Annotated in this window: 26 protein-coding genes; 7 read left to right on the forward strand and 19 right to left on the reverse strand. The window is 72.8% G+C overall.

Features of this window, described 5'->3' with window-relative positions; genetic code table 11:
• Nucleotides 1-48: 48 nt before the first annotated feature.
• A complete protein-coding gene (locus Q1B24_RS03745; protein WP_299923391.1) occupies nucleotides 49-999 on the forward strand; it encodes a class II glutamine amidotransferase in 951 nt (316 codons plus the stop codon).
• Here the strand turns inward: Q1B24_RS03745 and Q1B24_RS03750 are convergent.
• Entirely contained in the window at nucleotides 996-1604 is a 609-nt protein-coding gene (locus Q1B24_RS03750; protein ID WP_299923394.1) for a hypothetical protein, read from the reverse strand. The two genes, Q1B24_RS03745 and Q1B24_RS03750, sit on opposite strands and share 4 nt — an antisense overlap.
• A complete protein-coding gene (locus Q1B24_RS03755; RefSeq protein ID WP_299923397.1) occupies nucleotides 1601-2215 on the reverse strand; it encodes an FMN-binding negative transcriptional regulator in 615 nt (204 codons plus the stop codon). The genes Q1B24_RS03750 and Q1B24_RS03755 overlap by 4 nt, the downstream gene beginning before the upstream one ends.
• A gap of 60 nt (nucleotides 2216-2275) precedes the next feature.
• On the opposite strand from Q1B24_RS03755, the gene Q1B24_RS03760 reads away from it, so the two are divergent.
• On the forward strand, nucleotides 2276-3793 hold the full coding sequence (locus tag Q1B24_RS03760) for an ATP-dependent DNA ligase (RefSeq protein WP_299923402.1): 1518 nt from the start codon (nucleotides 2276-2278) through the stop codon (nucleotides 3791-3793).
• A gap of 16 nt (nucleotides 3794-3809) precedes the next feature.
• Here Q1B24_RS03760 and Q1B24_RS03765 read toward each other — a convergent pair whose 3' ends face one another.
• On the reverse strand, nucleotides 3810-4670 hold the full coding sequence (locus Q1B24_RS03765; RefSeq protein WP_299923406.1) for a serine protease: 861 nt from the start codon (nucleotides 4668-4670) through the stop codon (nucleotides 3810-3812).
• Between the two features lie 54 nt (nucleotides 4671-4724).
• Between Q1B24_RS03765 and Q1B24_RS03770 the strand changes: the two genes are divergently transcribed.
• On the forward strand, nucleotides 4725-5450 hold the full coding sequence (locus tag Q1B24_RS03770; protein WP_299923409.1) for a TetR/AcrR family transcriptional regulator: 726 nt from the start codon (nucleotides 4725-4727) through the stop codon (nucleotides 5448-5450).
• Here Q1B24_RS03770 and Q1B24_RS03775 read toward each other — a convergent pair.
• The 4 genes from Q1B24_RS03775 to Q1B24_RS03790 all read right to left on the reverse strand — a co-directional run bounded on the left by Q1B24_RS03775 (nucleotide 5447) and on the right by Q1B24_RS03790 (nucleotide 8231).
• Nucleotides 5447-6259 carry a DUF1206 domain-containing protein gene (locus Q1B24_RS03775; RefSeq protein ID WP_299923413.1) on the reverse strand — a complete coding sequence of 271 codons (813 nt, stop codon included), beginning with the start codon at nucleotides 6257-6259 and terminating at the stop codon, nucleotides 5447-5449. The two genes, Q1B24_RS03770 and Q1B24_RS03775, sit on opposite strands and share 4 nt — an antisense overlap.
• Nucleotides 6260-6357: 98 nt before the next feature.
• Nucleotides 6358-6768 carry a transcription antitermination factor NusB gene (gene nusB, locus Q1B24_RS03780; protein WP_299923416.1) on the reverse strand — a complete coding sequence of 137 codons (411 nt, stop codon included), beginning with the start codon at nucleotides 6766-6768 and terminating at the stop codon, nucleotides 6358-6360.
• 6 nt (nucleotides 6769-6774) lie between these two features.
• The gene (efp, locus tag Q1B24_RS03785) at nucleotides 6775-7338 is read right to left on the reverse strand and encodes an elongation factor P (RefSeq protein ID WP_299923420.1); all 564 of its coding nucleotides are present in this window, start codon (nucleotides 7336-7338) and stop codon (nucleotides 6775-6777) included.
• Nucleotides 7339-7415: 77 nt separating this feature from the next.
• Nucleotides 7416-8231, reverse strand: a complete 816-nt coding sequence (locus Q1B24_RS03790) for an aminoglycoside phosphotransferase family protein (RefSeq protein ID WP_299923424.1) — start codon at nucleotides 8229-8231, stop codon at nucleotides 7416-7418.
• A gap of 50 nt (nucleotides 8232-8281) precedes the next feature.
• On the opposite strand from Q1B24_RS03790, the gene Q1B24_RS03795 reads away from it, so the two are divergent.
• The 4 genes from Q1B24_RS03795 to Q1B24_RS03810 all read left to right on the forward strand — a co-directional run bounded on the left by Q1B24_RS03795 (nucleotide 8282) and on the right by Q1B24_RS03810 (nucleotide 12915).
• Nucleotides 8282-8932 (forward strand): SDR family oxidoreductase, encoded by a 651-nt coding sequence (locus tag Q1B24_RS03795; protein ID WP_299923427.1) that lies wholly within the window; start codon nucleotides 8282-8284, stop codon nucleotides 8930-8932.
• A 17-nt stretch (nucleotides 8933-8949) separates the two neighbouring features.
• A complete protein-coding gene (locus tag Q1B24_RS03800; RefSeq protein WP_299923429.1) occupies nucleotides 8950-9360 on the forward strand; it encodes a DUF4186 domain-containing protein in 411 nt (136 codons plus the stop codon).
• Between the two features lie 253 nt (nucleotides 9361-9613).
• Nucleotides 9614-11380, forward strand: a complete 1767-nt coding sequence (sulP, locus tag Q1B24_RS03805) for a SulP family inorganic anion transporter (RefSeq protein WP_299923432.1) — start codon at nucleotides 9614-9616, stop codon at nucleotides 11378-11380.
• Nucleotides 11377-12915 (forward strand): Ppx/GppA family phosphatase, encoded by a 1539-nt coding sequence (locus tag Q1B24_RS03810; RefSeq protein WP_299923435.1) that lies wholly within the window; start codon nucleotides 11377-11379, stop codon nucleotides 12913-12915. Before sulP ends, Q1B24_RS03810 begins: the two co-directional genes overlap by 4 nt.
• 138 nt (nucleotides 12916-13053) lie before the next feature.
• Here the strand turns inward: Q1B24_RS03810 and Q1B24_RS03815 are convergent, their stop codons facing one another.
• From Q1B24_RS03815 to ruvX, 12 genes are all read right to left on the reverse strand, one after another.
• Nucleotides 13054-13242: a hypothetical protein gene (locus Q1B24_RS03815; protein ID WP_299923438.1), complete on the reverse strand. Its 189-nt coding sequence runs from the start codon at nucleotides 13240-13242 to the stop codon at nucleotides 13054-13056.
• Nucleotides 13243-13505: 263 nt separating this feature from the next.
• Nucleotides 13506-14345 carry a PhzF family phenazine biosynthesis protein gene (locus Q1B24_RS03820; RefSeq protein ID WP_366916420.1) on the reverse strand — a complete coding sequence of 280 codons (840 nt, stop codon included), beginning with the start codon at nucleotides 14343-14345 and terminating at the stop codon, nucleotides 13506-13508.
• A gap of 50 nt (nucleotides 14346-14395) precedes the next feature.
• Nucleotides 14396-14962: a hypothetical protein gene (locus Q1B24_RS03825; protein ID WP_299923441.1), complete on the reverse strand. Its 567-nt coding sequence runs from the start codon at nucleotides 14960-14962 to the stop codon at nucleotides 14396-14398.
• A 124-nt stretch (nucleotides 14963-15086) separates the two neighbouring features.
• Complete coding sequence (locus Q1B24_RS03830) at nucleotides 15087-15785, reverse strand: hypothetical protein (RefSeq protein ID WP_299923444.1); 699 nt, start codon at nucleotides 15783-15785, stop codon at nucleotides 15087-15089.
• A gap of 75 nt (nucleotides 15786-15860) precedes the next feature.
• Entirely contained in the window at nucleotides 15861-16304 is a 444-nt protein-coding gene (locus Q1B24_RS03835) for a type II 3-dehydroquinate dehydratase (protein WP_299923447.1), read from the reverse strand.
• Nucleotides 16301-17476, reverse strand: coding sequence for a 3-dehydroquinate synthase (gene aroB / locus Q1B24_RS03840; RefSeq protein WP_299923450.1), 1176 nt, complete (start codon nucleotides 17474-17476; stop codon nucleotides 16301-16303). The genes Q1B24_RS03835 and aroB overlap by 4 nt, the downstream gene beginning before the upstream one ends.
• Nucleotides 17473-17973: a shikimate kinase gene (locus Q1B24_RS03845; protein ID WP_299923453.1), complete on the reverse strand. Its 501-nt coding sequence runs from the start codon at nucleotides 17971-17973 to the stop codon at nucleotides 17473-17475. The genes aroB and Q1B24_RS03845 overlap by 4 nt, the downstream gene beginning before the upstream one ends.
• 13 nt (nucleotides 17974-17986) lie before the next feature.
• A complete protein-coding gene (gene aroC / locus Q1B24_RS03850; protein WP_299923456.1) occupies nucleotides 17987-19165 on the reverse strand; it encodes a chorismate synthase in 1179 nt (392 codons plus the stop codon).
• Nucleotides 19166-19177: 12 nt separating this feature from the next.
• Nucleotides 19178-19936, reverse strand: a complete 759-nt coding sequence (locus Q1B24_RS03855; RefSeq protein ID WP_299923459.1) for an A24 family peptidase — start codon at nucleotides 19934-19936, stop codon at nucleotides 19178-19180.
• An 8-nt stretch (nucleotides 19937-19944) separates the two neighbouring features.
• Nucleotides 19945-20799 carry a shikimate dehydrogenase gene (locus Q1B24_RS03860; protein ID WP_299923462.1) on the reverse strand — a complete coding sequence of 285 codons (855 nt, stop codon included), beginning with the start codon at nucleotides 20797-20799 and terminating at the stop codon, nucleotides 19945-19947.
• Nucleotides 20793-21989, reverse strand: coding sequence for an endolytic transglycosylase MltG (gene mltG, locus Q1B24_RS03865; protein ID WP_299923465.1), 1197 nt, complete (start codon nucleotides 21987-21989; stop codon nucleotides 20793-20795). The genes Q1B24_RS03860 and mltG overlap by 7 nt, the downstream gene beginning before the upstream one ends.
• Nucleotides 21982-22449, reverse strand: coding sequence for a Holliday junction resolvase RuvX (gene ruvX, locus Q1B24_RS03870; protein ID WP_299923468.1), 468 nt, complete (start codon nucleotides 22447-22449; stop codon nucleotides 21982-21984). The genes mltG and ruvX overlap by 8 nt, the downstream gene beginning before the upstream one ends.
• Nucleotides 22450-22451: the final 2 nt, after the last annotated feature.

The following is a 22451-nucleotide window of genomic DNA, read 5'->3' on the forward strand; positions in this document are numbered from 1 at the left end:
CTCTGGGACGCCGACCGCGGCACGTCCTCCCGTCAGTGAAGGAACCACATGTGCCGAGTGCTCGCCTACATCGGGCCTGAGACGCCGCTCGAGAACCTGCTGCTCACCCCGTCGAACAGCCTGGTCAACCAGGCCCTCGACCCCGAGCACTACCCGGACCTCCAGCTGGCGGGATGGGGGTTCGGCCTGTGGAGCGAGCACCTGCTCAAGCCGGAGGACCCCTTCGTCTACCGCCGGCCCATGGCCGCGTTCTACGACGACAACGCCACCCGCATCATCCCGAGCCTGCAGGCGAGCACGATGCTCGGCCACGTGCGCGCGGCGAGCTACGACTCGAAGGTCGTCATGGTCGACGAGAACTGCCACCCCTTCTCCTTCGACGAGACCCCGTGGATCCTCGCCCAGAACGGCGACCTGCCCAACTGGATGCTCCTGCAGAGGGAGCTGCTGCAGCACTGCGAGGACCGGTACCTGAAGCAGATGCGGGGCACGACCGACACGGAGTTCCTCTACACGCTCCTGCTCTCCCTGCTGGACGGTGACAGCGACGAGGACGTCCAGCGCGCGATCGAGGAGATGGTCGGACTCATCGCCCGGGCGATGAAGGACCTCGACCTCCCTGCCCTGACCAAGATGAAGATGGCCCTGGTGTCGCCCAACCGGATCATCGGGGTCAACGTCGGTCTCGGGCACCACGGCGAGACCGACCCGGCCGGGGACTGGAAGGAGCTGAGGAAGTCCGACCCCGGCACCGACGACTACGCCCTCTCGATGCTCCTGGAGCCGATGTACCTGCTCGTCGGTCGCCGCGCCGGGTCGGACGACACCTCCTACGAGTTCACGTCGTGCGACGAGGCGGAGGCGACGGCCGCCGTCTTCGCCTCCGAGGCCCTGACCGACGACGAGGACGGGTGGTCGCACGTCGACTTCGGCGAGATCGTGTTCCTCGAGAGGAAGGGTGAGCACGTCACCCGGAGGGTCGAGAAGCTGCAGGTCTAGGCTCGCTCGACCGTCGTCACCACGCTCGTCACCGACGGCCGCCTCGGGGTGCTGGAGAAGCCGAACCGGCAGGGCGGGTCGACCGGGGCGAGCGAGCCCATGCCGCTCCCCCGCCACGAGCCCTCGAGGGCCGTGACGGCCGACACCGACGTCGCGCCGTACCACTCCCGGCGGTCGTTGCCGGCGGTCCCGCGCGTGCGTACGCCGCTCAGCACGACGCGGGCGACGGGGTCGACGGCGGCGCACCAGGCGGGCGCGGTCGCCACGCGGTCCGGCACGAGGCCGAGCAGCGCGCCCAGCGGCGTACGACCGCCGACCACCAGCCGCAGCGACAGCGACGGCGTCGACACCTGCCAGCCGTCGGCGGTGTCCTCGACCGCCACCGGCTCGATGACGCGCTCGTCGAAGGTGTAGGTCGCCGCGACGAAGTCCCGCACCCGTTCCGACGGCGCGAGCAGCACCCGGTGTCCCGACGCGTCCTCGACCATCACGTCGGCGAAGGCGTCCCAGGGAGAGCCGTCCCAGCGGCCGACGACGACGCGTACGCCGCTGGTGCTGCCCACGCCCGCGATGCGGCCGGTGAAGCGTTCGCGGACCCGGGTCACGGGGCGACGAGCCCGTCCGGCTCACGGCCGTCCGCGGCGAGCCCGGCGGCGACGCCGGCGCGGTCCTCGTCGGAGCGGTTCTGGCTGAGCTTGGCCTTGGCCTCGACCGACGAGACGACCACCTCGACACCGACGATGGGTCGGAGGTTCTTCTCGACGTAGTCGGCCGGCGCGTCGGTGACCGCCCACGGCTCGGCGCGGGACTGCTCGTGGCGATCGGTGAGCCGGGTGACCAGCCCGCGCACCCAGGCGGGGTCGTCGTGCACCGTGACACGCCCGCGGAGGTGCACGACCGAGTAGTTCCAGGTCGGGACCACCTTGCCGTGCTCGGCCTTCGTGGCGTACCAGGACGGCGAGACGTAGGTGTCCGGACCGGTGACGATCGCCAGCGCGGGCGACCCGGCGACGATGCGCCGCCAGTGGGCGTTGGCGCGCGCCAGGTGTCCGACGAGCCGGTCGCCCTCCCACAGCACCGGCAGGAACGTCGCGTCGGGGACGCCGTCGTCACCGACCGTGACCAGCTGCGCCGCCGCGACCGCGTGCACGAACGGGCGGACCTCGTCGGGGTCCATCACGTTGAACCGGGGCACGTAGAGCTGGGGGTCGGGCACGGGCACCATCCTGCCCGTTCGGGTGGCACCGCTGTCGGTGCCGGGCGGCAGGATGGGCGCATGCTGCTCGCCGAGCTCGTCGCCACCTCCGCCGCCGTGGCCGCCACCCGCTCCCGCAAGGCCAAGGTGGCCGCGCTCGCCGAGCTGCTGGCGCGCGTCGAGCCCGGGGAGCTCGAGGTGGTCGTGTCCTACCTCGGCGGCGCGCTGCGCCAGCGGCGCACCGGCCTGGGCTGGCGCGGGGTGAGCGCCCTCCCCGGCGCCGCCGACGAGCCGTCGCTGACCGTGCTGCAGGTCCACGAGGGGTTCGAGGCGATGTCGCGGCTCTCGGGCGCCGGCTCGCAGCTGGCCCGCAAGGACGCCGTCGCCGACCTCTTCGGCCGAGCGACGGAGGCCGAGCAGGCGTGGCTGCGCGCCATCGTCACCGGCAACGTGCGCCAGGGCGCTCTCGACGCGGTCACCCAGGAAGCGGTGGCCCAGGTGGCAGGCGTCCCGCTCGCCGCCGTGCGCCGTGCGGCGATGCTCGCCGGCTCCACCGTCGCGGCCGCCGGGGCGGCGTTCGCGGGCGAGGAGGCGCTGGCCGCGATCGGGCTCGAGGTCGGGCGTCCGATCATGCCGATGCTCGCCTCCAGCGCACCCGACGTCGCGGCCGCGATGGCGGGCCTGTCCCCCGACGGCGCGACCGAGGTCGCGATCGACGCCAAGCTCGACGGCATCCGCATCCAGGTCCACCGCGACGGCGACGACGTCCTCGTGGTGACCCGCAGCCTCGACGACATCACCGGGCGGCTGCCCGAGGTCGTCGAGGTCGCCCGCTCGCTGCCGGCGGAGCGCTTCGTCCTGGACGGCGAGGCACTCGCGCTGTCCGACGACGGCCGCCCGATGGCCTTCCAGGACACCGCGAGCCGCACCGCTCAGGACTCAGGCGTCGCGGTGACGCCCCACTTCTTCGACCTGCTCCACGTCGACGGCCGCGACCTGCTCGACTCCCCCGGCCACGAGCGCCTCGCCGCGCTCGACGCGCTGGTCCCCGAGCCCCACCGCGTACGCCGCCTCGTCACGGCCGACCCGGAGGCCGCCGACGCCTTCGCGTCCGAGACCGTCGCCGCCGGGCACGAGGGTGTCGTCCTCAAGGACCTGTCAGCCCCCTACGCCGCCGGCCGCCGCGGCGCGGCGTGGGTCAAGGTCAAGCCGCGCCACACCCTCGACCTCGTCGTCTTGGCCGTCGAGTGGGGGTCCGGACGGCGCGACGGCTGGCTCTCCAACATCCACCTCGGCGCGCGCGACGAGTCCTCGGCGACCGGCTTCGTGATGCTCGGCAAGACCTTCAAGGGGATGACCGACGAGATGCTGGCGTGGCAGACCGAGCGCTTTCTCGCGCTGGAGACGCACCGCGACAGCTATGTCGTCCACGTCCGTCCCGAGCAGGTGGTGGAGATCGCCTTCGACGGGCTCCAGCGCTCCACCCGCTACCCCGGCGGCGTCGCGCTGCGCTTCGCCCGGGTCCTGCGCTACCGCGACGACAAGGGGCCGTCCGAGGCCGACACGATCGAGGCGGTCCGCGCGCACGTCACGACGTGAAGCGCGATCGCAGCGCTCAGCGGCGGGGCTTCGGCAGGCGGCACCCGGGCACGTCGAGGTCGAAGGTGCGGCCGGCGTCGAGGCAACCGAGCAACCACGACGTCTGCTGGCCGTAGTTCATGCCCCGGCGCATGACCACCCGCCCGCGCCGGTTCTCCTCGCACGCGGAGTCGATGCAGCGCCGACCCCCGACGTAGCCGGTGTTGGCGATCCCCACGACGAGCCCGGTCTGCCGGGAGACGATCGGTGAGCCGGAGTAGCCGCCGCGGATCGCGCACCCGTCGCGCGCCGGCAGCCGGATCGAGCTCCACCAGTCCCACATCCGTTCGTGCAGGCGGTACGCCGTGCCGGTGGTCGTGCACGCCCGCTGCTCGGTCCAGTAGCCGGACGGGATCCGGATCCGGTCCCCTCGCGACGGACCCTCGGCGGCCAGCACCAGCGGCGCCACGCCTGCGCGGGCCAGGTCGGCGTACGTGTCACGCAGCCGCAGGACGGCCACGTCGGTGCGGTACATCGTGGCGTACTGCAGCCGTACGGCGCGGCCCACCCGGGCGACCCTGCCGAGGCCGTCGAGCAGCTCGACCCGCGTCCACCGCCGGTGGCCGACCAGCACCTCGCGGGCGCCGAGGAACGGCCGGCGGACGCAGTGGCCGTTGGTCAGGACGACCGCGCGGTCGGTGTCGAGGGCGGCCGGCCACCGCACGACCGACCCGGAGCAGCCGGGCAGCCGGACGGTGCCGGCGAACCGGCCACCGTCCGTGGCAGCCGAGGCGGTGGGGGCTGCGACCAGCGCGCCGACGACGGAGACGAGCACGGTGACGACGACGGCGACGACGAGCGGCACGAGCGCGGCACGACGGGCGGTGGCAAGCAGCACCCCGGCATCGAACCACACCCGGCGTCGCGCGACGACGTACCTAGACTGGCCGCCATGAGCACCGAGCCGACCCACGCGCCCGGACCCGGACGGGGTGGCACCGCGGCCGCGCGGCGCCGGTTGCGCGAGGCGGAGATCATTTCCGCGACGCGCCGCCTCTTCGACGAGCGCGGCGTCCGCGACGCCCAGATCGAGGACATCGCCGGGGCGGTCGGCATCAACCGCGCCATCATCTACCGCCACTTCACCGGCAAGGAGGAGCTCTTCAGCCTCACGCTGGTGCAGTACCTCGACGAGCTGCGACTGGCGCTGGAGCAGGCGGCCGCCGGCACGAGCGAGCCGCGCGACCAGCTCGTGCGCCTCGTGGAGGCGTTCGTCGACTACGGCCTGGCCCACCCGGCGTTCGTCGACTGCGCCCAGGCGATCATGCGGCGCCCCGGGGGCGACCTGCTCGAGGAGGTCAGCGAGAGCGCGATGTACCGCCTCGGGCAGGCCATCAGCGGCTGCCTGTCCGTGCTCACCCGCACCATCACCGCCGGCGTGGAGAGCGGCGACTTCCACGTCGACGACCCCGGCCTGCTCGCCAACATGCTCTACGCCAGCGGGTTGGGCACCCTGCAGCTCGGCCGGGTCGCGATGCTGGTCTCCGAGGACGAGCCGGGGGTGCCGCGGATCAGCCGGGTCACCGTCGAGCAGGTGCGCGACCACATGGTCGCCTCGGCCCTCGCCGTCGCCGCCGGGGCACCGGCGAGCGCGGGGAGACCCGGGCGGGGTCGCTAGCGCGAGAGGTGCTTCGCCCGCGCGAAGCAGAAGACGCCGTAGGCCGCGATGCCGAACGCGATCGCGGTCAGCATCGCCTGCCCGAAGGGCTGCTCGAGCACCGTCTGCAGGGCCTGGTCGAGACCGCCCGACTTCTTCGCCTCGTGCGTGATCGCGGCGTAGCCGAACAGGCCGCCCACGATGATGATCGCGATGCCCTTGGCGATGTAGCCGATCTTGCCCATCAGGACGTAGGCCGAGCCGTCCTGGCCGGCCTGGCCCTGCGCGTCGAGGTGCTCGCGGAACTTCTCGGTCCACCCGCGGACGACGAGCGAGATGCCGTAGCCGATGATCGCGAGCCCGATCGCACCGACGAGGAGCTGGCCGCCGGGGAGGTTCATGATCTTCGCCGTGGTGGAGTCCGTGCCGCCCTTGCCGCCGCCCGAGCCGGTGGCGGTCTGCACCGCGCTCCAGCCGATCGCGCCGTAGATCACCGCCTTGCCGAGGGACGTCGCGCGCTTGCGCCACCGCTTGGCGTCGTCGGACTCGTCGCGGAACCCGAAGCCGAACTCCAGCAGCCGCCACACGACCAGGAAGAGCATGCCGACGGCGATCATCCACACCAGCACGCCGCCCATGGGCTGCTGCGCGAGGTAGTGCAGCGCGCCGGAGTTGGAGGCGCTGTCCTCCTTCTCACCGAAGGCCAGCTGCAGTGCGAGCCAGCCGACCAGGAGGTGCACGACGCCGTACGCCACCAGCCCGGCGCGGATCGCGTGGTCCATCCAGTCGCTGTGGTGGGCCTGCTCGGCGGCGGAGGTGGAGGCGTTCATGGGGTCAACCTAGGTCCTCGGACGCTGCCGCCGCGAGCCGGCTGACCCCTGCGGGTGAGGCCGGTCCGGACCGCCCCTCAGGGCGGTCCCGGACACGGTCAGACCAGGCTGGCGCGGTCGCGCTGGACGGAGCCGAGAAGCCCGTTGACGAAGGCCGGCGAGTCGTCGGTCGAGAGGTCCTGCACGAGGTGCAGCGCCTCGCTCACGGCCACGGTGTCGGGCACGTCGTCGTCACCCCACAGCAGCTCGAAGACGCCGATGCGGAGCACGTTGCGGTCGACCGCGGGCATCCGGGCCAGCGTCCAGCCCTTGCTGTAGGTCGTCAGTACCTCGTCGATGCGCTCACGGTGCTCGACCACGCCCCGCACCAGCGTCGTGGTGTAGTCGTTGGTCGGGCCCTCGCCGGCCTCGATGGCGCGCTCGAGCGCGACCACGGGGTCCTCCGAGCGGAGCTCGGAGGCGAACAGGATGTCCAGCGCGCGCTTGCGCGCCTTGGAGCGGGCAGCCACCTGGTGTCAGGCCTTGACGCGGCCGAGGTAGGACGAGTCGCGGGTGTCGACCTTGACCTTCTCGCCGGAGGTGATGAAGAGCGGCACCGCGATGGTGTGGCCGGTCTCGAGCGTGGCGGGCTTGGTGCCACCGGTCGAGCGGTCGCCCTGCAGGCCCGGCTCGGTCTCGGCGATCAGCAGCTCGACGGAGGCGGGGAGCTCGATGAAGAGCACGCGGCCCTCGTTGGTGGCCACGATGGCCTCCTGGTTCTCGAGCATGAAGTTCTTGGCGTCGCCGACCACCTCGGGGGTGACCTCGAGCTGCTCGTAGGTGCTGGTGTCCATGAAGACGTAGGACGAGCCGTCGTTGTAGAGGTACTGCATGGTGCGCTTGTCGACGTTGGCCGTCTCGACCTTGGTGCCGGCGTTGAAGGTCTTGTCGACGTTCTTGCCCGACTCGACGTTGCGGAGCTTGGTGCGGACGAAGGCCGGGCCCTTGCCGGGCTTCACGTGCTGGAACTCGACGACGGACCAGAGCTGACCCTCGATCTTGAGGACCATGCCGTTCTTGAGGTCGTTGGTGGTTGCCATGTGAGTCTTTCCGCCTTCGTCGAGTTGTCAAAGAAAGTGCGGGCGGCGTGGCCGTGGCCCCGCGCCGACGCGCAAGTCTAGTCGTGGCCCGCGAGAGCCATGAAATGCACGGCCTGCTCCTCGGTCGTGCCCGGCGGGTTGCGCCGCCACCCACCGTTGCCCGGCAGCAGCATCGCGAGCCAGAACGCCGCCCACAGCGGCCGGCAGGCGGCCATCCGGGCGCAGTCCCCGTCGTCGAGCCCGACCGCGTCGGCCAGTGCGCGGGCGTCGTACACCCCGGGCAGGCGGCTGCCGAGGTGCTCGACGTGGTCTGCGAGCTCGTACGCCGGGTCGCTGAGTCCTCCGTCCTCGAAGTCGACCAGCCGGACCGTGCGCCCGTCCCACAGCACGTTGGCCGGGTTGAGGTCGGCGATGCCGAGCACTGTGGTGCGCGGCTCCGGGAGCGGCGGGGCGGCGACGTACGCCCGGGCGCGGGCCAGCGCGTCCGCGACCAGGGCCGGGTCGCGGCACTCCCCCAGCTCGTGGTCGTCGGCGAGCCACTCCACGAGCACCGCGGCCAGGGCGGTGGCTCCGTAGCGCCGCGGGCCGATGCCCGCGTCGTGCACGGCCTCCACCGGTACGTCGTACAGCCGGCGCAGCGCCGTGCCGAGGGCCACGGTCTGGTCGGCCGTCAGCGGACGGGACGCGAGGTGCGCGCCGGGCAGTCGCTCCATCACGATGACCGGCGTCGTGCCGTCCTCGCGACGCAACGGGCGCGGTGCGAGCCCGGGCGCGTGCTCTGCGAGGAGCGTGAGGCAGGCCCACTCGCGCTCGGCCTGCGCCTCGTGGTCGTCGACGAAGGCCTTGCGGACCTCCGTGGCACCGATGGTCAGGTCGTGGGTCGAGGACTGCACCCGCGCCAACCTAACCGCCGGCCAACCCTGCCCCTTGTAGCGTCGACACCATGCGAGTCACCATCATCGGCGGACACGGCAAGATCGCTCTCCTCCTCGCGCCCATGCTCGTGGAGGCGGGACACGAGGTCACCTCGGTCATCCGCAACCCCGAGCACGTCGCGGACGTCGAGGCCACGGGCGCGACCGCGCTGGTCTCGTCAGTGGAGGACGCCGACGTCCATGCGCTGGCCGACGTGCTGTCCGGCCAGGACGCGGTCGTCTGGTCGGCGGGCGCCGGGGGCGGCGACCCCGAGCGGACCTTCGCGGTCGATCGCGATGCCGCGATCCGGTCGATGGACGCGGCGCAGACCGCCGGCGCCGGTCGCTACGTCATGGTCTCGTTCTCCGGGGCCGACCACGACAACCTGGTGCCGGAGGACAACCCCTTCCGCGCCTACCAGGACGCGAAGATCGCCGCCGACGAGCACCTGCGCGCGTCCGGCCTCGACTGGACGATCCTCGGCCCGGGCAGCCTGACGCTCGAGCCCGGACGCGGCTCGGTCAACCCCGACGCCCGCTCCGGCGACGGTGACACGACCTCGCGCGAGCTCGTCGCGCAGGTCGCCCTCGCGGTGCTGGCCGACCCGCGCGCCCACCGCAAGACCCTCGTCTTCGGCGACGGCGACGTCCCGATCGAGGACTGGCTCGCCTCTCTCTGACGCACCAGCTGCGCTGGGTGTCCGAGCCCGCCGAGATCGAGGACCGGATCGACCGCGCCACGGCGCGACCGTTCGGTCGGCGGTTCCACCTGCGCGGGCGCGAGCGGGCCACGGCTGAGCTGCGCGGTCCGCAGACCATGCGGGCTCACGCCGCCGAGATCATCGCCGAGCGGCTGGCGCCGGCCGCGCCACGCAATGACGGCCGGCAGACCCCGTACCGCAACCACCCCGTCTTCGTGGCTCAGCACGCCACCGCGACCTGCTGCCGCAGCTGCTTGGAGACCTGCCACGGCATCGCGAGAGGACATCTGCTCGACCGCGACGAGCGGGCCTACGTGGTCGAGGTCATCGGGCGCTGGATCGACCGCGAGCTGGCGTCCTCCATCGTAGGTCGAGACTCCGGCAGCTCCCGCTCACGCCGATCGTGAGATGTGGCGTGCGTCCGCGCCTCGGCGACCGGTCAGCGCTCCCGGGTCGCGGCCGTGGCCGCACGTCACACGCCCCGGGTGATCTCCAGCACCGCGCGGCGCTGGAGAGTGTTCGGACGGTGTCGTGGCGGCGCGACGTCCCGTCAACGAAGGGAGCCAAGGATGGCTGCGGACGTCCAGGGGCGGGAGTCGGGCGCGGCGCCGCCCGTCGGGCCGGAGTGAACCGCCCGGTCGAGTTCTCATGAGCACGGCTGTGCCCCCCGACAGCGCCACGGCTCCCCCGCGGAGGTCGGCGCTCCGCTTCCTGCCGATCCTCGACCAGCTGCGCCACTACCAGGGGGGATGGCTGCGCGGTGACCTCGTCGCCGGGGTCGTGGTCGCGGCGCTGATCATCCCCAAGAACCTCGGCTACGCCGAGATCGCCGGGGTGCCGCTCGAGAGCGGGCTCTATGCCGCCGCCGCCGGGACGATCCTCTACGCCCTGTTCGGCACCTGCCGTCAGATCTCGATGGGTCCCAGCTCGGGCCTGGCGGCCGTCGCCGGCGGCGCCGTGCTGGCGGCGAGCGTGACCGACCCCGCCGACGCGGCCACCCTCGTGGCTGGCATCACGCTGACGAGTGGCCTGTTCTTCCTCGCGCTCGCGGTGTTCCGCATGGGGTGGTTGTCCCAGTTCCTGTCCCGGGCCGTGGTCACCGGATTCCTCTTCGGTGCCGCCATCGACGTCGTCATCGGGGAGCTCCCCAAGCTGACCGGCACCGACGCCGAGGGCAACACCTCGTTCCAGGAGCTGTGGTCGTGGCTGTCCACGCTGGACCAGACGCACCTCGCCACGGTGACGGTCGGCGTCGTGGCCCTGGCTGTCGTCTTCGGTCTCCGGTGGATCGCCCCGCAGGTTCCCGGCGCGCTCGTGCTGCTCGTGGGCGGGCTCGTCGCGGCGCGCGTGCTCGACCTCGCGGACCGGGGGGTGGCCCTCGTCGGGGACATCCCGCGCGGTCTGCCGTCGTTCGAGGTGCCCGATCCCAGCCTGCTGGTGGACCACGCCGGCACCGTCCTCGTGGCCGCCTTCGCACTCGTGATGATCGGGTTCTCCCAGACCGCCGGGGACGCCCGCGCCATGGCGGCCAGGCACCACTACCGGGTCGACATCGACCAGGAGTCCGTCGCCCAGTCGGCGGCCAACGTCGGCGCGGGCCTCCTCCACGGGATGCCGGTCTCCACGAGTCTCTCCGCCACCTCCCTGAACGACCGGTCGGGCGCCCGCACCGGCCTCGCGTCGCTGACGTCGGGAGTCACCGTCCTCCTGGCGCTCCTCTTCCTCGCACCGCTCTTCTCCTCGTTGCCCAAGCCGGTCCTCGCCGCCCTGATCATCGAGGCCGTCGTCATGGGGATGATGGACGTCGGGGAGATGCGGCGCCTGCGGAGGGTGTCGAGGGCCGACTTCTGGGTGGCTGCGGCCGCGATCCTCGGAACCCTCGTCCTCGGCATCCTCGCCGGCGTGGTCATCGGCATCGCGCTGTCGCTCGTGTGGCTGGTGTACGTCGTCACGCACCCGCTCGTCTCGACGCTCGGCCGGGAGCCCGGCACCCAGGTGTTCCGGGACCTCGACACCCATCCCGAGGACGAGACAACCCCGGGCACCGTGGTGCTGCGGGTGGACGGCGGAATCTTCTTCGCCACCGCGGACGCGTTGGTCGACCAGGTGCGCGTCGCCGTGCTCGACCCCGAGGTGGACGGTGTGGTGCTGCACTTCGCGGGGGTCAACTTCATCGACTCGCAAGGGGCGGCGACGGTGTCGGAGATGATCCGGATGGCGGACGCGTCGGGTGTGGAGCTACGGCTGGCGGCCGTCCGGCCGGCGGTGCGGCGCGTGCTCGAGCGGCAGGGTGCGGTTGAGCTGTTGGGGGCCGATCACATCCACGGCAACGTGCACCGAGCCGTGGCCGCGTTGGGAACGACCCGCGCCGTTCCCGATCGCCCGGTCAGCGGGTCCGGGGTCGTCGAGGAAGGCGAAAGACCATGACCACGAGCGACCACCCGATCCACCGGTCCGCGCCGCAGGTCGTACCGCGGTGGGAGTGGCGCACGTTCGGCGACGACCTCGCCGACCTCGACACCCTTGCACCGCTGCGGGCCGCGGCATCCGTCGAGAGCGACGAGACCTACGTGCTGTCGATGTACGGCGACGCCTCCGTCAAGGTGCGGGACGGCGTCTTGGACGTCAAGGTGCTGCAGCAGGTGAACGGCGCCGGGTTGCAGCTGTGGGTTCCGACGATGAAGGCCCCCATCCCCCTCGAGCCCGGGGCGGTCGCGGCCGCCTTCGCGGCGCTCGGTGCGCCGCTGCCGAAGACCCCGCCGTCTGATCTCAGCCTGGAGCAGCTGCTGGACGACCTGGTCGCTCCGCGTGACGACCTGCGCCTCGTGGACATCCGCAAGAGTCGTCGCCGGTCAGTCGTGGGCGACTGCATGGTCGAGCTCACCGAGGTGAACGCGGAGGGACGGACCGTCCGCACCGTCGCCGTGGAGTCCCCGGACCCGGACCTCGTGTCGAAGGAGATCGACCGGCTCGGGCTCAGCGACCGGCGCAACACCAGCCTGCCCCGGTGCCTCAAGTCGATGCTCGGGTGGGGACCGAGGCGGTTCGCCGTCATCGACGTGGGCACCAACTCGGTCAAGCTCGCGCTCGGTCACCGCGACGACGACGGCACCGCGCGGATCGAGATGGAGACCTCCGTGGTCACCAGGCTCGGCGAGGGGCTGGTGGCGGCAGGTGGGCTGACCGCCGCCTCGATGGGCCGTACCGTCGACGCCATCCACGACCTCGTCGACGACGCCCGACGAGGCGGTCCGCTCGACATCGTCGCCGTGGGCACCGCAGGCCTACGACAGGCACCGAACCGGGACGACTTCCTGGCGGCCGTCCACCGCCGCTGCGGGGTCGCCGTGGAGGTCATCTCGGGGCGGGAGGAGGCGCGGCTCGCGTACCTGGCCGCCGTGTCGACCCTGCCACTGGCAGGCGACCGGCTGCTGGTGTTCGACTCCGGCGGCGGCAGCAGCCAGTTCACCTTCGGGAGCGCGGACCGGATCGACGAGCAGTTCAGTGTCGACGTGGGCGCCGCGCGGTTCGCCGAGCGCTTCGGGCTCGCCGCCGCCGTGCCCCGGGAGACCGTCGACACGGCTCTCGACGCGATCGCGGCCGACCTCACCGACCTGGCGGACCGACCGCGCCCGGACATGGTGATCGCGATGGGAGGCACCTCCACCAACCTGGCAACCATCATGCACGGCCTGGACCGTTACGACCCGGACGTCGTGCACGCGACCGTCCTCGACGCGGACGAGGTCGACCGACAGATCGAGGTGTTCCGGACCCGCCCTGCGTCGGAGCGGCGTGAGATCCCCGGCCTGCAGCCGGCCCGGGCCGAGGTCATCCTCGCCGGGGCGTGTGTCGTCCGCGCGATCCTCACGCTCACCGGCCAGGACGCCCTGACCGTCAGCGACCGCGGGTTGAGGCACGGCGTCACCGCCGAGAGGTTCGGCCCCCCCGAACACCCGTAGGAACGGAGTCGAGAGGTTCCACGAGGTCGAGGGCCGGGTCGGCGCGGTCGCCCTCGCTCCGCTCGTCCCTGCTGCTCGCCGCGACCGAGTGCGGGACGCGTCCCCCGCTGCCGGCGCCGGCCGCGCCGTCTCGGACCATCACCAGACGGGCCGTCGCGGTCGCACCGTGCTGATCGTGTGGAGCAGCGCGTCGCGGCGTGCCGCTCGCACCTCGCCCAGCTTCACCTGGCAGTCCCAGCACCGGTCGGTCGGGACGCAGCACATGGCGTCGCGGACCTCGGCCTCCAGCTGGTCAGCGTGGGCGCTCCTGCTCAGGACGCTTCGCATGGTCTTCCTCCCCTGTCGTCGCACCTCGAGTGTGACCGGGGCATCGCTGCAGTCGCATCAGCATTACTACGGATGTCTGGACCGCTCAGTCCGCGAGGTCGGCCAGGCGTGCGGGCAGTGCGCCGTGTAGCGACCACCGGTCCACACCGGTCCACACGTTCTGCGGACAGCGGCCGTCGGTTCGCCTACCCTCGATCCCGGACCCAGCCCTCGGTGCCTCTGGCCGACCGTCGGGCGAGTCCCTCGACCCGCGGCTGGGTCGGCTAGAGGTCGACCTCGCCGACGATCCGGGTCACCGCGTCGCCGGACACCCACACCTGGCCGTCGACGGCCTCGAGCCGGACCCGCCCCTCCCGGCCGATGGCGCTGCCCTGCCGGGAGGTGTACGACGACGGCAGCGCACCGGTGCCGATCAGCCACTGCGCGAGCCCGGCGTTGGCGCTACCGGTGACGGGGTCCTCCCCGAACTCCCGGCCGTCGGCGTAGAACGCGCGAACCTCGACGTCGGCACCGAGCCCGGCTGCGGTCGCGGTGTCCCACCGCCCCAGGACGGTCACCTTGAGGTCGGTGAAGGCGGCGATGTCCGGCACGACGGCGCGGACCGCGTCCGCCGTCCCGAGGTCGACGCCGACCCACCCCGGGCCGTTGTCGATCCACGCGACGTCCTCGACCGCCGCGTCGGTGACGCCGAGCGCGCGGACGACGCGTGCCCGCAGGTCGGCGTCGACGGGGCCGGATCGACGCAACGGCGGGGCCGCGAAGCCGAGCCGCGGCGAGCGTCGTACGTCGACGAGCCCGGCGCCGCACTCCTGCACCACCACGTCGCCGCGGGGCACTCCCCCGGCCTCCAGCCACGCGTGGGCGCTGCCGATGGTGGGATGGCCGGCGAACGGCAGCTCGCCGGTGGTCGTCCAGATCCGCACGCGGTAGTCGGCCTCCGGGTCGGTCGGCGTGCACAGGAACGTGGTCTCGGACAGGTTCGTCCAGCGCGCGAAGCGGGCCATCTCCTCGTCGGTGACGCCGTCGGCGTCGTGCACGACGGCGAGCGGGTTGCCGAGCCACGGCTCGGCGCTGAACACATCGACCTGGCGGAAGGGCAGCACCCGGTGATCCAAGCACAGGCCCACCCGGGTGCGGGTCGGGCGTGACGCCCTCAGGTCAGGGCGAGGACGTCACGCCAGAGCGCGACCAGTGCGACGGTCGCCCAGACGGCGAACAGGGCGCGCAGGGTCCAGGCGACGGCTGGTGCGCGGGCGGCGAGCCCCAGGCCCAGCGGCGTACCACCCACACGGAGCATCACCGCGTGCATGATCGGGCCGTAGGCGGCCGGAACGGCCACGAACAGCCCGACCGCGAGCCACAGCGGGTCCAGGACGGTGAAGTCGACCCCGGTCGGGTGCACCACGAGGCTTGCGGCCACCACACCGGGCGGCACGCTCAGGCTGAACCACTGGAACCACGCCGGCCCGACCAGCAGGGGCCGCGCGACCAGGTAGGTCAGCCACCCGACGATGCCCACGGGGATCCCGACCACGGCCAGGCTGGCCGAGCCGGCGAGGGTGACGACGCCCATCTCGAAGCCGTCGTCGCTGATCAGCCCGTGCGCCTGCGGGTTCTGGCGGGCGAGCAGGGACATCGCGAGCCGGGAGACCACGCCGACGCAGAAGACGCCCGTCGCGACCGCGACCACCAGCGCCGAGAGGACGTAGCGCACGCGCACGGCACACCCCCGTTTCCTTCTCGTCCCGCCCTGCTGTGCATCGTCCCCCTCCGGCGGGCCGGGCGGAAGACAGGTCCAGACGGGTCCCGCGGAGGGCTCAGCGACCTGCCGAGGCGCGACACCGTCAGCCCGTGACCCTGGCGGTTCCGTCGCGGCGTACGAGCACCACGCACTCGCCGCTGAGCCCCGCGCCGTTGGTGTGGCTGATGAGCGCCAGACCCGCCCCGCGCCTCGGTCGGGACCACTGGAGGGTCGTCGACGAGGTGGGCGGGGCCCACGTGCCGGACATCGGCTCCAGCGTCAGGTTGTAGGTGTGCAGCACGGTGTAGGACGACACCCCGGACTGCGCATCGCCGATCCTGAGGCTCGTCAAGCGCTTGGACCACGACCGGAAGGTGCAGGTCGCCGGGCTCGTGTCCGGGTCGGTGAAGGTGACGAGTGCCCCGGTGTCGTCGTCGGAGGAGGTGCCGTCGCCGACGACCAGCTGCAGGAGGTAGGACCCCGGCTCCGTGCAGCTCAATGACGGCGAGAGCCCCTGGGGCGTCACCGGCGCCCAGCTCCACGGACCGCTGAAGGTGCAGGACGAGACGTCGCCCTGGGTGACGACCGTGGCCATCCAGCGGATCTCCAGCGCGTCACCGTCCGGATCGCTCACGCTTCCGGAGAGCTGCGCGGAGGCCCCCGCGACCACGGTGACGTCAGGACCCGACTCGGCCACCGGTGGCGCCGCCGACGCCACGCCCGGGACGAGCAGCAGGGCCGTGAGGACGAAGATCAGGGCCGGGACGGCGGGCCTCCGCCAGGTGTGGACGACGCTGGACATGTGGAACACCTCCGGGTGGGCGCCCCTCAGCGCCCTCAAGGTAAAGGAGATGCGCCGTCGGCCGGTGATACACCCCTAGGGGTGGCCTCCGTCGGCAGCTGCCACCACTTCCAGCGCCTGGCGGTAACCGTCGATCCCCTGCCCGGCGATCGTGGCCACGGCGTGCGGCTCGATGACGGAGGTGTGCCGGAACTCCTCCGCGCGTTGCTTCGGGTCGGAGATGTGCACCTCGACCAGGGGCGCGGTGAGCTGGGCGCAGGCGTCCCAGAGCGCGAGGGAGTAGTGGGTCCACGCGCCGGCGTTGAGCACGACGCGTACGCCGTCGTCGGCCGCGGCGTTGAGCCAGTCGAGCAGCTCGCCCTCGTGGTTGGTCTGGCGCACCTCGACCTCGAGCCCCAGCGCCCGACCCCACTCCACGCACTGGTGGGCGAGCTCGGCGTGGGTGGTCGACCCGTAGATCTCCGGCTGCCGACGGCCGAGCCGCCCCAGGTTGGGGCCGTTGAGGACGAGGACCTTCACGACGGGGCTCCGATCGCGGCGTAGGCCGCCCGGAGGTCGTCCTCGCCCGGGCCGGCGAGGATGCGCGGCGCGGCGAGGTCGTCGAGCACCACGAAGCGCAGCTGGGAGCCGCGTGCCTTCTTGTCGACCTTCATCGCCGCGTGCAGGTCGTCGAAGGTGGCGGCGTCGTAGGACGTCGGCAGCCCGACGCGGGCGAACGCCGCCCGGTGCCGCTCGACGAGCGCGGGGTCGAGCGAGCCGGCGCGGGACGCGAGCTCGGCGACGTAGACGCACCCGATGGCGACCGCCTCGCCGTGGCGGACGGTGTAGTCGCTGGTGCGCTCGATCGCGTGGGCGAGGGTGTGGCCGTAGTTGAGCACCTCACGGCCCGGGTGGCCGTCGGCGCCGCCGGTCTCCCTGAGGTCGTCGACGACGACGTCGACCTTGACCCGGATCGCCCGCTCGACGAGCTCGCGCAGCTCGGCGGAGTCCCAGGTCAGCGCGGCCGGGTCGGTGCGCTCGACGACGTCGAGGATGGCGGGGTCGGCGATGAAGCCGCACTTCACGACCTCCCCCATCCCCGCGACGAGCTCCTCGTGGGGCAGCGACTCCAGCAGGGCCAGGTCGCACAGGACGCCGGCGGGCTCGTGGAACGAGCCGACGAGGTTCTTCCCGGCGCCGGTGTTGATGCCGGTCTTGCCACCGACCGCGGCGTCGACCATGGCGAGCAGCGTCGTGGGCACGTGGACGACGCGTACGCCGCGCAGCCAGGTCGCGGCGACGAAGCCGCCGAGGTCGGTCGTGGCTCCCCCGCCGATGGTCACGACCGCGTCGGAACGGGTGAAGCCGGCCTCTCCCAGAGCCTCCCAGCAGTCGGAGGCCACGGGCGCGGTCTTGGCCCGCTCACCGTCGGGGAGGCCGAGCGCGAGGACGTCGTAGTGCTCGACCAGCGCGTCGACCACCGGGTCGGCGAGCGCACCGAGCGTGCCGGCGTAGAGCACCGCGACCCGCTCGACCGACTCGCCGAGCAGCGTGGGGAGCCGCCCGGCCAGCCCGTGGCCGATGACGACGTCGTACGGCGAGGCGCCACCCACGTGCACGACGGTGTCGCCGGCCGTCGGGGCGGCGTGGTCAGCCCGCTGGTCCTGCTGTTGCTGGGACCGGTGCTGCCTGCGGGTCTGGCGCTTGGTCATCCGACCAGCCTCCGAACCTCGGCCGCCACCTCGGCCGCCGTTCGGCCGTCGGTGTCGACGCTGTGCGCGGCCACCGACTCGTAGACCGGGGTGCGCTCGTCCAGCAGGGCCTTGATGCGGGAGCGCACGTTGCCGAGCAGCAGCGGTCGCCCGACCCCGAGGCCGACCCGCTTCACCGCGTCGGAGAGGCCGACCCGGAGGAACACCACCGGGAGCCCGGCCAGCAGCTCGCGCGTCTCGGGGCGCAGGACCGCACCTCCGCCCAGCGCCAGGACGCCGTCGTGCTCGGCCAAGGCTGCGGCCACCGCGGCAGCCTCGAGGTCGCGGAAGTGGTCCTCCCCCGACTCCACGAAGATGTCGGAGATCTCGCGACCGGTGCTCGACTCGATGTCGGCGTCGGTGTCGCGGACGGGCAGGTCCCACGCCTCGCCGAGCAGGCCGGCGACCGTCGTCTTGCCGGCCCCCATCGGGCCGACGAGGACGACGCGAGGGGCCATCAGCGGACCCCCCTCATCGGAATCGCAGGGTGTCGAGGTAGGACGAGGCGTTGCGCCGCGTCTCCTGCACCGAGTCGCCGCCGAACTTCTCCACCACGGCGTCGGCGAGCACGAGCGCGACCATGGCCTCGGCGACGATCCCTGCGGCGGGGACGGCGCACACGTCGGAGCGCTGGTGGTGGGCGACGGTCGCCTCGCCGGTGGCCACGTCCACGGTGCGCAGGGCCTTCGGGACGGTGGCGATCGGCTTCATGGCGGCCCGCACCCGGAGCACCTCGCCGGTGGACATGCCGCCCTCGGTGCCGCCGGAGCGTCCGGAGGTACGGCGCAGGCCGTCGTCGGTCGTGACGATCTCGTCGTGGGCGAGCGAGCCGGGGGTGTCGGCGAGCTCGAAGCCGTCGCCGACCTCGACGCCCTTGATCGCCTGGATGCCCATCAGTGCCCCGGCGAGCCTGGCGTCGAGCCGGCGGTCCCAGTGCACGTGCGAGCCGAGGCCCGGCGGGAGACCGTGGACGACCACCTCGACGACACCGCCGAGGGTGTCGCCGTCCTTGTGGGCCTGGTCGATGCGGGCGACCATCGCCGCGCTCGCCTCGGGGTCGAGGCACCGGACCTCGTCGGCGTCGAGCCGCTCGACGTCGTCGGGAGCGGGCACGAGGCCGGCGGGCGCCTTGACGCCTCCGAGCGAGACGACGTGCGAGACGATCCGCGCACCGACGGCCTGCTCGAGGAAGTTGGACGCCACCCGGCCGAGGGCGACGCGGGCCGCGGTCTCGCGGGCCGACGCGCGCTCGAGGATGGGACGGGCCTCGTCGAAGGCGTACTTCTGCATGCCCACGAGGTCGGCGTGACCGGGGCGGGGCCGCGTCAGCGGGGCGTTGCGGGCCAGCGCCTCGAGCTCGACGGGGTCGACGGGGTCGGCCGACATGACCTTCTCCCACTTCGGCCACTCGGTGTTGCCGACCTCGATGGCGACCGGGCCGCCCTGGGTCTCGCCGTGGCGCACACCGCCGAGCACCCGAACCTGGTCCTGCTCGAACTTCATCCGTGCACCGCGGCCGTAGCCGAGCCGGCGGCGGGCCAGGGATTCGGCGAGGTCGTCGGTCGTGACGCGGACGTGGGCGGGCAGCCCCTCGAGGATCGCCACCAGCGAGGGACCGTGGGACTCGCCTGCTGTGAGCCATCGGAGCATGGGTGAAGTCTCTCAGCCCCAGATGCGCCCAGCGAGCGCGGTCCCCCAGACGAGACCCACCAGCGCCCCGCCGACCATGAACGGGCCGAAGGGGAACGACTTCTTCAGCAGGCTGCGGTCCCGCCGCGCCATCAGCACCACCAGCGCCGGGACGACGAAGAGCATGAAGCTGGCCCACAGCCCGATCGCCAGCGCGCCCCAGCCGGTCCAGCCGAGCACCAACCCCACCGGCGCCGCCAGCCGGACGTCACCGAAGCCCATGCCGGCCGACCGCACGAACCACAGCACCCAGAAGAACGAGCGCGCGATCACCATCGCGACGAGGGCGCGCACGAGCGCGTCACGCTCCCCGGTGGCCAGCGCCACGGCCGTGACCACGACGACCGCGGCGAGGGTCGCGGGTACGACGACGACGCGGGGCAGCAGCCGGGTGTGCCAGTCGATGACGGACAGCGCGACCGCGACCGGGGTGAGCGGCACCAGCCACAGCAGCGGCCAGTCGAGACCGGTGGCGGCGCCGAGCAACGCGCCGGCGGCGGCCGAGAGCAGCCCGCTCCGCCACGCGAGCCCGGGCCGCGCCGCGATCTCGGCGTAGAGCATCTTGGGCGGCTCGTCCGCGTGGGCGCCGTCCGCCGGCACGGGTACGGCGGCGGGCTGGGGGGCGGGCTCCGGCACCCGCGCGATCAGTCGCGGCACCAGCAGCCCGCCCAGCCCGGCGAGCACGGCCGCGACGAGCGCGGCGAGCGCGGGGTCGAGCACGGTGTCGGTCACGGGGACATTCAACCGGCACTGCGCGCCGCGAGGGCGCGTTCGCCTGCTTCTCGCATCACCGACAGCGGAGCGACCAGACCGGTGAACAGCTCGACCTGCAGCGCCGCCTGGTGGACGAGGAGGTCGAGACCGCCGACGAGCACCCGTCCGTCGGCCGAGGCGGCCAGCGGGGTCGGCCACGGGGCGTAGAGGACGTCGAAGACGGCCGCCACGTCGGCGCAACCGGCGACCAGCTCGGGGGTCTGCGCCGACGCGGGGATGGTCGAGACCACGATGTCGACGGTGGAGCCCGCGGCCCGTAGGTCGGGCCCGATGCTCCACTGTCCGCCCTCCAGTGGCTCGACGACCACCTCCGGAGCAGCCGGGTGGGCGCGCAGGGCGGTCACGGTCTCCTCGGCGCGGGCCGCGTCACGCACCGCCAGCCTGATCAGCGACACGCCGAGGTCGGCCAGCGCCAGCCCGACCGACGTGGCCGTGGCGCCGCCGCCGAGGATCGCCGCCGTCGCCAGCGGGGACGTCGTACGCTCCCGGATCGCGGCGACGGCACCCGGCAGGTCGGTGTTGTCCCCCGAGCGGGTGCCATCGTCCTCGAGGACCACGGTGTTCACCGCCCCCGCCAGGCGCGCCCGGTCACTGAGCCGGTCGACCAGCGGAAGCGCCTCACGCTTGAGGGGCATGGTGAGCGACAACCCGCGCCACTCGGGGTCGAGCCCGTCGAGGAAGGCCCCGAGCCCACCGGAGGCCACCCGGTGGGCGTCGTAGGCCCAGTCCAGCCCGAGCTCGGCGTACGCCGCTCGGTGCAGCACCGGCGACAGCGAGTGGGCGATCGGGTCGCCCAGCACGCCGCACCGGCGGGTCAGCACCGGTCCGAGGTCTCGCAGTAGGTCTTGTACTCGTCGCGTCCGACCAGGAAGTCGTCGTAGTCCTCGTAGAACTTCGTCTCGCCGGTCTCCAGGTTGACGGTGACGTAGTAGTACCAGGGCCCGTCGGCCGGGTTGGCCGCCGCCGCGATGGCGTCGTCACCCGGGGCCTCGATCGGCGTCGGCGGGAGGCCGGCGTTGATGCGCGTGTTGTAGGGCGTGTCTTCCGCGAGCTGCTCGGGGGTCAGCTCGGTCGAGCCGGGCGAGAGCCCGAGCCCGTAGGCGATCGAGGCGTCGATGCCGAGCGTGCCGTTGGTGCCGCCCTTGTCGCCGGGACCGTCGAGGCGGTTGTAGATGACCCGCGAGATCTTGGGCATGTCGTCGCCGCGGCCCTCGGCCTCGATGAGGGAGGCGATGATCATCAGCTCGCCGGGCGTCTTGCCCAGCTCGGCGGCCCGCTCCTCCAGGCCGGCGGCGTCGGCCGCCTCGCGCCAGCGGTCGACCATCATCTTGAGGATGCGGACCGGCTTCATCCCCGGCTTGACCTCGTAGGTCGCGGGGAACAGGTACCCCTCGGCGTTGCCCTCGGCGTAGTCGGGCAGGCCGAGGCGGTCGGGCTGCTGGAGCGCGCGGTTCCAGGCGCGCTCGGGGAAGTCGGTGTTCTGCGCCAGCGTCGAGACGATCTCGGTGAGCCGCAGGCCCTCGGGGATCGTGACGGTCGGGAAGCCGATGAGGTTGTCGGGGTCGATGAGGACCTCGAGGGCGTCGGCGGCCTTCATCTCCTTCTGGAGCTCGTAGGCGCCGACCTGGATGCCGGCCGCGTCGGGCTCCCCGGCGGCGGCGTCGATGAAGGCCTGGACGGACTTGGTGACGCCGTCGGCCTTGAGGTTGCGACCGATCTGGGCGGTGGAGTCGCCCTCGTTGACGGTGAACTCGACGGAGCCGGTGCCGGGCCCGGGATAGTCGTCGGGACCCTGGAACTGGTCGGCGACCCAGGAGACGCCCTGGGTCAGCGCGACGTAGAAGCCCCCGAGGAGCACGACGAGGGCGACCAGGACGGCGACGCAGCCCTTGAGACCGCGTCCCTTGCGGCGCCTGCCGCCCGGGACGTAGTCGCGGTCCTCGAGCTCGTCGAGCTCCTCGCGCTCGTCCGGACGCACGGCCTCGTCCGCCCGGCCCTCGTGCTCAGTCATCTGTCTCCGTCACCTCGACGATCTCTCCCGGTGGCTGCCCGCTCGACCGCTCCGTGTCGAGTGCAGTCTGCAGGATCAGCACAGCGGCTGCCTGATCCACCACGGCGCGTCGCTTGGCCCCGCGCCGGCCCTGCTCGCGCAGGATCGACTCGGCCGACACCGTGGTCAGTCGTTCATCACACAGCCTGACGGGCACGGGGGCAACTCGGCGGGCCAGCCGCCCGGCGAGCGCACGCGCCTTCGCCGCGGCAGGCCCCTCGGTCCCGTTGAGGGAGCGCGGCAGGCCGACCACGACCTCGACCGCCCCGAGCTCGGTCACCAGCTGCGCAAGACGACGTACGTCGCCCCCGCCGCTGCGCACCGTCTCGACCGGCGTGGCGAGGAACCCGGAGGGGTCGCTGCTGGCGACGCCGATCCGGGCATCCCCCGGGTCGACGCCCAGCCGCACTCCGAACCGCACGC

The organism is uncultured Nocardioides sp., from assembly GCF_947488025.1.
Lineage (GTDB): Bacteria > Actinomycetota > Actinomycetes > Propionibacteriales > Nocardioidaceae > Nocardioides.